The organism is Vibrio sp. 1288, assembly GCF_033344475.1.
Genome location: NZ_JAWPOX010001160.1, coordinates 1 through 511, shown reverse-complemented (window position 1 = coordinate 511; position 511 = coordinate 1). Strand labels below are relative to the sequence as shown.

The 511-nt window shown below is 47.6% G+C and carries 1 protein-coding gene; it reads right to left on the bottom strand.

Annotation, left to right across the window (positions count from 1 at the left end):
* Positions 1 to 511 (bottom strand): 3'-5' exonuclease (locus tag R8O11_RS31440; protein WP_318195420.1); only part of this gene is annotated, 511 nt, incomplete at both ends.

The following is a 511-nucleotide window of genomic DNA, read 5'->3' as shown; positions in this document are numbered from 1 at the left end:
AAAATCACTGATGGGTTGGTCATCATTGTAGTGATGCGCCATCTGCGCCTGAAGCAACTCGGCAGTAGCAATCGCATCAGTTAACGCGTGATGCGGAGAGTAGTCTGGTAACCCATAGCGGCGTCGAGACTGCGCCAAACGTAGAGACTCTGGTCTCTTTCCTTTCAGGCGATTCCAAATGCCGCCAGCGCTTCTCTTTTGGATGTTCTCTTCGATTTGTAGCGTGTCTAACACGGGAAATTCAATCCCTTCCCCTATGCGCGCTTTCAGCGCTTGATCCAAGAATTCTCTCTCGATTCGACGGTAATGCACAACGATGATTTTGCCGCTTAAGCAAGGCAGCAACTCACCCAAAATATCGCTCAGATCTGGCGCATCAATCAATTCGCTGTGAGTGATACCGTGGATGATAACGGAATCTTCATCCAACTTTTTCTGAGGCCTTACTTTCCAATGTCGAGCATCGCGAAGAAAAATACGTCTTAGATTGAAAGGTACTAAACCGATAGTA